Consider the following 9515-nt stretch of genomic DNA (forward strand, 5'->3'; position numbering starts at 1 on the left):
CGAGGCGGGTTGCCTCATTCGCCAACATACGGAACCGCGATGCCGGCCTCTCCCTGACCACCGGCGTCTGACCGTAGCCCCTACCGCGCGAGCGGTTTAGTCCTTCGACCCTAAGCTGCCCGTCGCGCCGTTGTGGACAATGTCCGCTCCGTGTCTGTCAAGCGGCCGTTCGTACAAGAAAGTCCATGACCGCAACAGGGGGCAAAATGCCCCGTTACTCAAACGCATACAGCGTGTTGAGGAACGAATTTAGCTCGCCTACGAGCAGCACGGCATTCCAGACCTCATCGTGTTCAAGCACGCCGACGGCGTCGTGTTCCGTGGGCCGCCGCGCAGCATCAGCGGCGCCCGAGGTGACCCGGAAGAAAGGCCCCAGGCAGGTGAAGGCCGTCAGCCGACGGTATGCTGCTCGACCACACTGCCCGTCGCGCGCCGGTCAGCGAGCCAATGCGACAGACGGTCAAACCACAGGTGCACGACTGGTGTCGTAAACAACGTCAGCATTTGCGAAACAATAAGTCCGCCGACAATCGCCATGCCGAGCGGCACGCGCAATTCGGCACCCGCGCCGCGCCCGAGCGCAAGCGGCAGCGCGCCGAATAGCGCGGCGAGCGTCGTCATCATGATCGGACGGAAGCGCAACACACAGGCCTGGCGGATCGCTTCGCGCGGCGACAGACCTTGCTCGCGTTCGGCCACCAGCGCGAAGTCGATCATCATGATCGCGTTCTTCTTGACGATGCCAATCAGCAGGATGATGCCGATCATCCCCATGATCGACAGATCCTGACCGCACAGCATTAACGCGAGCAACGCGCCCACGCCCGCCGAAGGCAGCGTCGAAATGATCGTAAGCGGATGAATGGCGCTCTCGTACAGGATGCCGAGAATCAGATAGACCACCACGAGCGCCGCGGCGATCAGATACGGCTCACTCGCAAGCGACGCCTGGAACGCCTGCGCCGTGCCCTGAAACGAGCCCGTCAAACTATCCGGCTTGCCCGCTGCAAGTTCGGCCTGGTGAATCGCCGCCACCGCGTTGCCAAGCGACTGGCCCGCCGCCAGATTGAACGAGATCGTCACGGCCGGGAACAGGCCCTGGTGATTCACCGAGATTGGCGACACATTGTTTTCGATCCTGGCAAGCGTGTTGAGCGGCACCAGTTCGTTGGTCAGCGGCGATCGCACGTAGAGATGCGCGAGTGCCTCCGTCGTCAACTGAAAGCGTGGATCGACCTCTTCGACGACGTGGTACTGATTCAACTGCGTAAACAGCGTCGCAATCTGCCGCTGGCCGAATGCATCGTAGAGCGTGTCGTCGATAGCTTGCGCCGTGATGCCGAAACGCGAAGCCGTGCTGCGGTCGATCACGAGTGTTGCGCTGGTAGCGGCGGCTTGCTGGTCGGACGTGACGTCGGCGAGTTGCGGCAGTTTCGACAGGCGATCGGTCAGTACGCCGGCCCAGTGATTCAGTTCGCTGATGTCCGGGTCCTGCAACGTGTACTGATACTGTGCGGCGCTGATGCGGCCACCCACCTGAATATCCTGGCGGACCTGCATCGACAGCGAAATGCCCATGACCTTCGCCAACTGCGGCTTCAAACGGTTGAGCACCTGCGCGGCACTGTCCTTGCGCTGACCGAACGGCTTCAGGTTGATCATGACGCGCCCCTGGCTCACCGTCGGATTCGGCCCCATCCAGTAGTAGACGTTGTCGACGGCCGGATCAGCTTCGATCAGATGGCCAAGCTGCTGCATCTTCTGCGACATCGAGCGCGGCGAGATATCCGGCGCGGCCTGTGCGATGCCCATGATCAAACCGGAGTCTTCCTGCGGAAAAAAACCCTTCGGGATCGCGACGAACAACGCGCCAGTCGCGACAATCGTCGCCACCGTGACCGCCAGCATCAGCGTCTGGCGGTCCAGCACCCAATCGAGGCCGCGCTCGTAGCGCCGCTCCACTGCGGCGAAGAGCGCTTCAAGCCATGCTTCGAGCCTGCGCATCAGGCCACCACCGCCCGGCTCGGGCAAACGGATCAGCCACCCGCAGAGCATCGGCGTAACCGTTAGCGACACGATTGCCGACATCACGATTGCCGCACTCACCGTCACCGCGAACTCGCGGAACAACCGGCCGACGATGCCGCCCATCAACAGGATCGGAATGAACACCGCGATCAGAGAGATCGTCATCGAGATGATGGTGAAGCGCACTTCCATCGCGCCGAGCAGCGCGGCCTTCATTCTGGGCACGCCTTCCTCGATATGCCGCATCACGTTCTCGATCACCACGATCGCATCGTCCACCACGAAGCCCACCGCGATGGTCAACCCCATCAGCGACAGATTGTCGAGGCTATAGCCCAGCAGATACATCACGCCGAACGTGGCGACCAGCGAAAGCGGAATCGTCAGGCTGGGAATGATGGTCGCCCATACATTGCGCAGGAACGAGAAGATCACCATCACGACGAGCGCGATCGTCAGCATCAGCGTGAACTGCACGTCGTGCACCGACGCATTGATGGTCTGCGTGCGATCGCCCACCACATGCAGATGCGCGGCCGCGGGCAGCGTCGCCTCGAGCGCGGGCAGCTTCGCCTTGATGTTGGCGATCGTCTGCACGACGTTGTAGCCCGGTTGCTTGTGAATGTCGAGAATGATCGCGCGTTCGTGCTGGAGCCATGCGGCCTGCTGGTTGTCTTCGGCGGCGTCTATCACCGTGCCGAGATCGGAGACGCGAATCGGTGCACCATTCTTGTACGCGACCACCAGATCGCGATACTGGGACGCGGTGGTGATCTGGTCGGTCGCGTTGAAGATCACCGAGCGGTGCGGGCCGTTCAGGCTGCCCTTCGGCGCATTCACCGTCTGCACGCCGACAATCGAGCGCACGTCTTCAAGCGTGAGGCCGCGTGCCGTGAGCTTGTCGGGATCGAGCTGAATACGCACGGCAGGTCGTTGCTGACCATGAAAATCGACCAGACCGACGCCGGGCATCTGCGAGATCTGTTGTGCCAGATAGTCTTCTGCGTAGCTGTCGAGCTGCGTAAAGGTCAGTGACGGCGACGTCAGCGCGAGCGACAGCAGCGTGAAGTCGGCCGGATTGACCTTCTGATAGGTGGGTGGATTTGGCAGGTTCTTCGGCAGCATGCCGCCGGCCGCGTTGATCGCGGTCTGCACGTCCTGCGCCGCACCATTGATGTCGCGCGACAGATCGAACTGCACGACAATGTTGGTGGTGCCAAGCGAGCTGGACGAGGTCATCTGCGTCACGCCCGCGATCAGCGAGAGCTGCCGCTCCAGCGGTGTCGCCACCGAAGTGGCCATGGTCTCCGCGCTCGCGCCGGGCAACTTCGCCACGACCTGGATAGTCGGAAAATCCACTTGGGGCAGCGGCGCCACCGGCAGCAAAAAGTACGCGACCGCGCCAACCAGCAGCACGGCGATCGCCAGAAAACTGGTCGCGATGCGCCGCTTGATGAACAATTCCATGAGGCTCATGACGGATTATCCTGATTCGGCGGGCTGCCCGCCGCGTTTGCGTTGGCCGGCGCCTCGGCAACCGTCGCCACTGTGGTCGCCGCCACATGCGTGCCCGGATTCAACCGACTTTGTCCATCGAACACCACCAGCTCCGCGGGCGCGATGCCGCTGCGGATTTCCGTCATGCCGTCGACGGTGACCCCGGTTTCCACCGGCCGCATCTGCGCCGTGCCGTTCGCGGCGATCACGTACAGCTGCGTGCCGTTTTGCGTATTCACCACCGCGCGGCTCGGCACCGCGAGCCGCTGCGCATCGGTACGCACCAGCACGCGTGCGTTCACCAGTTCGCCGGGCCACAGCTTGCGGTCCTTGTTGGTGAACGAAGCCTTGAGCCTGATCTGGCCGGTGGTGGGATCGACCGTGCTGTCGACGAACACGAGCGTGCCGTCGGCGAGCGCGGTAGCGCCGGAACGCGTGGTCACGTTCACCGGCAGCGGTGCCTTCGCCTGATTCGCGAGCAGTTCGGGCAGCACGTCCTGTGGCACTGAAAACAGCACGGTAATCGGCTCCATCTGCGTGACGGTCACAATGCCGGTCGTGTCGCCCGGATGCACGATCGCGCCGATATCGGCCTCGCGCGCGCCGACACGGCCGGCGAACGGCGCGGCGAGCGTGGTGAAGCTCAGTTGCAGCCGGTCGCTCTGCACCAGCGCGGCATCCGCTGCGACGGTCGCGGCGAGCGCTTCGACCTGGGCCTTCGCGGTATCCACCGCCTGAGTCGTCGCCGCGCCGATACCGACCAGTTTCGAGTAGCGCGCGAGATCGAGCCGCGCGTTATCGAGCGATGCCTGGTCCTTGCGCTGCGCCGCTTCGGCCTGGTGCAACTGGGCGGTGAGCGGCCCCTGGTCGAGTTGCGCGAGCAACTGGCCGGCCTTGACGTCCTGTCCTTCGGTGAAGGCGACGCGCTGCAACTGGCCGTCCACGCGCACCTTGACGTCCACCGTGTTGAGCGCCTGAACCGTGCCCACCGCGGCGACGCGGATCGGGAAATCGCGGTTCACCGGATGGCCGGCATTGACCGGCACGGCGGCGGCCGCCTTGACAGCCGGATGCTTCGGCCAGAGCCAAACGACCAGAATCGCGACAAGGACGACGCAGGCCATGACGAGAGGCGCGCGACGGCGCGTACGGGGCGCCTCGTGGTTCGGAGAGTCTGCAGGTTTCATGAGCGGGAACGCGTAGAAGAGGAAGCGGTGCTGTCGGTCACGCCGAAGCCGCCGCCGAAGGCGCGAAACAGGCTCACCGACGCCTGCAGGCGCGCGAGCCGAGCCTGCACCAGCGTGTCTTGGGCCTGAAACAGCGTGCGTTGCGCGTCGAGCACAGTCAGAAAGTCGACGGTACCGAGCCTATACTGGGCTTGTGCGAGCGTGGCGGCTTTGCGGGCGGCGTCGGCGGCGTTCTGGTCGGCGGCTTCAGCGAGCTGCTGCTGTTGCGCCGCCGTGAGCGAGTCCTCGACGTCCTGCAGCGCGGTTACGACGGCTTGCTGGTAGTCCGCGACGCCCTTCGCTTCGGCCGCCTGGCTCGCGTGCAACTGGCCACGCAGCGCGCCGCCGTCGAAGATGGGCGCTGTCAGCGACGTGGCGAGACTGGCGAACGGGCTCGACAGGAACTGCGACAGCGACCTGCTGCTCAGACCACCGTCTGCGGTCAGCACGATGTTCGGCAGAAAGGCCGCACGCGCCGCGCCGACGCTCTGATTCGCCGACTGCAACTGCGCTTCCTTCGAACGGATGTCGGGGCGCGTTTCCAGCAGGCTCGCGGGCAGATTCGGGCGCGGTTGGGGAATCGGGATGTCGGCGAGCGCGGCGTCGCGGACCGTGAACTGTTCGGGCGCGGTGCCCGCCAGCACCGCAAGCGCATGAATGCTGGTGTCGAGCTGCTGTTGCAGCGCCGGCACGGCAGCCTGGAAGGTGGCAAGCGCGTTGCGCTGCTGCTGCACCTGCAATTCGGTCGCAACGCCCGCCTGCTGCTGCGCGAGCAGCAATAGCAGAATGTGCTCGGCATCGTCAGATATGGAACGCGCAATCGCGAGCCGGCGGCGCAGGCTCTGCACCTGAAAATACGTGTCGGTGACCGATGCGGTCAGTGTCAGCGCCACCGTATCGCGATCGAACGCTGACGCGCGCGCGAGCAGGTCCGCTGCGCTGGCGTTTGCGGCGTTGAAGCCCCAGAAGTCCACCTCGTAACTGGCTTCGGCGAAGAGGCTTTGGCTTTTGGTGGTCGAACCGCGCCCCTGGTGGCCGCGATCGAAAGTGGCGCCGAGCGTAAGCGATGGATACTGCGGTGCGCCGGCCTTTTGGGCGTTGCCGCGCGCCTGTTCGACGCTCGCAATCGCCGACGCCAGCGTGAGGTTGTTGCTCAGGCTGCGCTCGACCAGCGCGTCGAGCGCGGGGTCGTGATACTCGCGCCACCAGCCGCTTCTGACGGGCACGGTATCGGCGAGCGACCCGCCGGCCGCGCCGTCGAAGCTTTGTGCAAGCGGCACACTCGGCCGCTGATAGGCCGGCACGAGCGAGCAGCCGGCCAGCACAGCGACGCAGAGCGTGCAAACCGTGGCGCGCACGGCGGTGCGCATCGTCAGATAACGCGCCCGAGGACCGACGACGGGCGTAAGCGGCGTCGCATGGGACTGCTCTGACATTGGAGAACGCTCCGGCAACGTAAGAATGTTGTCAGATTAGCCAGCGGGTCCTGTCGGCGCTTTCGCCCAATAATTAAAAAAATTTAATGCGGCGCAACACGCGGGCGAAACGGCTTCCACCCCGCAGTCAACTTCGGCGAAACGCGACCTAACGTGCGGGATTGAGCACGTAGCCCGCGCCCACGACGGTGTGGATCAGCGCCACTGGAAAGTCGCGATCCACCTTCGCCCGCAGCCGATGCATGTGCATATCGATGATATTGCCGCGCGGCTCAAAATCGTAATTCCATGCCGCCTCGAGCAGCATACTGCGTGTCACGACCTGCCCCTCGCGCCGCGCCAGGCATTCGAGCAAAAGGAATTCGCGGTGCTGCAGGCGCAGATCGCGGCCGCCGCGAGTCGCGGTTCGAGCGCGGGTGTCGAGCACGAGATCCGCACATTCGAGCCGCTCGTTCATCCTGCTACGGTCCGCGCGTCGCGCGAGCGCCTCGATTCTGGCCAGCACTTCGGCGAACGCATACGGCTTCACGAGGTAGTCGTCGCAACCGGCGCGAATGCCGTCCACGCGCGCGTTCAGGCCGCCGATCGCCGACAGCATCAGCACCGGCGTCATGTCGCCGCCGGCGCGCAGCTGTTGCACGAGGGCGATACCGTCGAGCGCGGGCAGGCGCCGATCAGTCACAATCACGTCGTAGATGCCCTCTCGCGCATAGGCGAGCCCGGTCGCACCGTCGGCTACCGCGTCGACAATCAGACCGCTCTCGCTCAGGCCACGCGCCAGAAACTGGCTGGCGCGCGTATCGTCTTCGATCAGCAGGATTCGCATGCGCAATCGGGGCAATGGGGCTTACATTAAAATTTTTTCATGTTGGCGCGAAATGCCTGTGCAGCTTCGCGCGGCATACTGCGGACATCGTAGGTACGAGCGTAGCGTAAAACGGCCTGCTGGCGCAGGTTCGACGCTCGCTCATTTCTGGAAGAAGGCATGTCGAACGTACTGGTTGTCGAGGACGACGAGCAGACTCTCGCGGAGATCGTCGAAGCGCTCACGGATCACGGCTGCAAGGTCGAAACCGCGCGCACAGGGCGCGACGGCTTGATGCTCGCGGTCGCCAATAGTTATGACGCTGTCGTGCTCGATCGCATGTTGCCGGGCGGCCTCGAAGGGCTCGGCATGCTGTCTGCATTGCGCAGCGCAGGCGTGCTCACGCCGGTGCTGATCCTGAGCGCGCTGTCCGCGGTCGACGAACGTGTGCGCGGCTTGCGCGCCGGCGGCGACGACTATCTGACCAAGCCGTTCGAATTCATCGAACTGACCGCGCGGCTCGACGCGCTGATGCGTCGGCGCGAAGCGGCGCCCGGCGTGCAGGATTACCAGGTCGGTCCGCTGCGCCTCGACCCGCTCAAACGCGAAGTAACCTGCGCCGGCCGCCCGGTGCCGCTGCTGCCGCGCGAATACCGGCTGCTCGAATACCTGATGCAGCACGAAGGCCAGGTGGTGAGCCGCACCATGCTGTTCGAAGCGGTGTGGGACTACCGGCTCGACGAGCGGACCAATGTGATCGACGTGCACATCAGCCGTCTCAGGAAGAAGCTGGACCAGGACGGGACAGCTCCGATGATCGATACCGTGCGCGGTTCAGGGTACATGCTGCATGCGCCTGACTGAACTGCACCGCACCACCGGCTTTCGCCTCGCCACGCTGTTTCTGGTGCTGTTCGGCGTGATCGCGATGCTGCTGTTCGGTTACCTGTACCGCGAGATCACTGGCTTCGAACTGGAACGCATCGACGACTGGTTGATTCGCGAGCACGCCGAGTTGAAACGCGAAGTGCCGGACGAACTGGTCGCGCGATTCGAACATCAGAACCAGTTCGATCCGCGCCGCCAGCGCCCGTTCGGCCTGTTCGACGCCAGCGGCCAACATCTTGCCGGTGGCTATCTGGGCGATCAGCCTACGATTCCGGTGTTCGACAAGCCGTTTGCAATGCGCCTCGCGATCCTGCCGGGTCACCCGCCCGGCCGATGCATCGCCGCGCGCGTAGCGGATAACCGTATCGCGTTGCAATGCCAGAATACCCTTGAGCTAGACCATTTCGACGACGAACTGCTGCGTGCGCTGCTCTCCACCGCGATGATCACGCTCATGACCGGCCTGATCGGGGCGAGCCTGATCGGCATTTCGGCGATGCGGCGACTCGATGCGGTGACCGCGTCGATCGAGGAGATCGTCGCCGGCAATCTCAGCAGGCGTTTGCCGGTGCACTCGAAACGCGACGACGTGGATCGCCTGGTTGGCGTCGTGAACGGGATGCTCGACGAAATCGAGCGCCTGATGAACGAGGTCAAAGGTGTGTGCGATGCGATTGCGCACGATCTGCGCACGCCGCTCACGCGGATGCTCGGCGGACTTGAACGTGCGCAACGGCGCGCCAAAACCGAGGCAGAGTATCGCGCGGCAATTGATGAAACCATCCTGGAAACCAGCGGCCTGCTACGCACCTTCAATGCGCTGCTGCGGATTTCGGAAATCGAAAGCGGCGTGCGCCGCGCCGGCTTTACCAGCGTCGATCTGGCCGCCGTCGCCGACGATGTGTTCGAGTTCTACGAGCCGGCTGCCGAAGAGAAGCAGATCGCCTACGAACTGCAGCGGACAGTGCCCGGGCCGCTGCAGATCCAGGGCGATCCGAATCTGCTGTTCGAGGCATTGGCCAACCTGGTGGAAAACGCCATCAAGTTCGCGCCGCACGGCGGAGCCGTGCATGTCACGTTGTGGCACGACACACGAGGCGCTGGCGTGACGGTCGAGGACGATGGACCGGGCATCGCACGGGCCGAGCGCGATGCCGTCCTGCGCCGTTTCTATCGTGGCGAGGCCAGCCGTCACACACCCGGCAGCGGCCTGGGACTCAGTCTTGTCGCCGCCGTGGCCGGCATGCACGGCATGATGCTGGAGCTCCACGACGCGGACGCCGGTTGCAAGGTCAGTCTGTTCAAACCCGCGCGAAGTCATCTTGCGGATAACCGATGATCGATCGATAACTGCCTGTGCATTGACCTCGCTCCTCAAGGTTCTCGCAGGGCCCTGGGTTCTGCTCCGCCGGCTGTAGTTTGTCGCGCAGAGTCTGGCGCGAAAGAGTGACGTGAAATCATGATCGACGACTGCCTCTTGTCGAGCCGCAAGCGGACGACCAACGAGTATCGTCCAGTGGCTGAAACTGGCCGACCGCTGCCCGACCAGCAAGCGACCAACGCTTCGTCGGCGACGGGGTATGCAAACGGCATATCTCGACCCGTTGCGGACGGCCACAGCCTCATCGCGCGAAT

6 protein-coding genes are annotated in these 9515 nt (G+C 64.1%); 2 read left to right on the forward strand and 4 right to left on the reverse strand.

What is annotated here, in order from left to right; translation table 11 throughout:
* Nucleotides 1-390: 390 nt before the first annotated feature.
* The 4 genes from HV744_RS35430 to HV744_RS35445 all read right to left on the reverse strand — a co-directional run bounded on the left by HV744_RS35430 (nt 391) and on the right by HV744_RS35445 (nt 7013).
* The gene (locus tag HV744_RS35430; protein WP_175153909.1) at nt 391-3504 is read right to left on the reverse strand and encodes an efflux RND transporter permease subunit; all 3114 of its coding nucleotides are present in this window, start codon (nt 3502-3504) and stop codon (nt 391-393) included.
* Nucleotides 3501-4649 carry an efflux RND transporter periplasmic adaptor subunit gene (locus HV744_RS35435; protein ID WP_175153910.1) on the reverse strand — a complete coding sequence of 383 codons (1149 nt, stop codon included), beginning with the start codon at nt 4647-4649 and terminating at the stop codon, nt 3501-3503. The genes HV744_RS35430 and HV744_RS35435 overlap by 4 nt, the downstream gene beginning before the upstream one ends.
* Nucleotides 4650-4708: 59 nt before the next feature.
* Nucleotides 4709-6187, reverse strand: coding sequence for an efflux transporter outer membrane subunit (locus tag HV744_RS35440; protein WP_175153911.1), 1479 nt, complete (start codon nt 6185-6187; stop codon nt 4709-4711).
* A gap of 148 nt (nt 6188-6335) precedes the next feature.
* Nucleotides 6336-7013: a response regulator transcription factor gene (locus tag HV744_RS35445; protein WP_175153912.1), complete on the reverse strand. Its 678-nt coding sequence runs from the start codon at nt 7011-7013 to the stop codon at nt 6336-6338.
* Nucleotides 7014-7172: 159 nt separating this feature from the next.
* Between HV744_RS35445 and HV744_RS35450 the strand changes: the two genes are divergently transcribed.
* On the forward strand, nt 7173-7856 hold the full coding sequence (locus HV744_RS35450) for a response regulator transcription factor (RefSeq protein ID WP_175153913.1): 684 nt from the start codon (nt 7173-7175) through the stop codon (nt 7854-7856).
* On the forward strand, nt 7843-9219 hold the full coding sequence (locus HV744_RS35455; RefSeq protein WP_175153914.1) for a sensor histidine kinase: 1377 nt from the start codon (nt 7843-7845) through the stop codon (nt 9217-9219). The genes HV744_RS35450 and HV744_RS35455 overlap by 14 nt, the downstream gene beginning before the upstream one ends.
* Nucleotides 9220-9515 lie beyond the last annotated feature (296 nt).

It is taken from the genome of Paraburkholderia ultramafica (assembly GCF_902859915.1).
In the GTDB taxonomy this organism is placed as follows: domain Bacteria; phylum Pseudomonadota; class Gammaproteobacteria; order Burkholderiales; family Burkholderiaceae; genus Paraburkholderia; species Paraburkholderia ultramafica.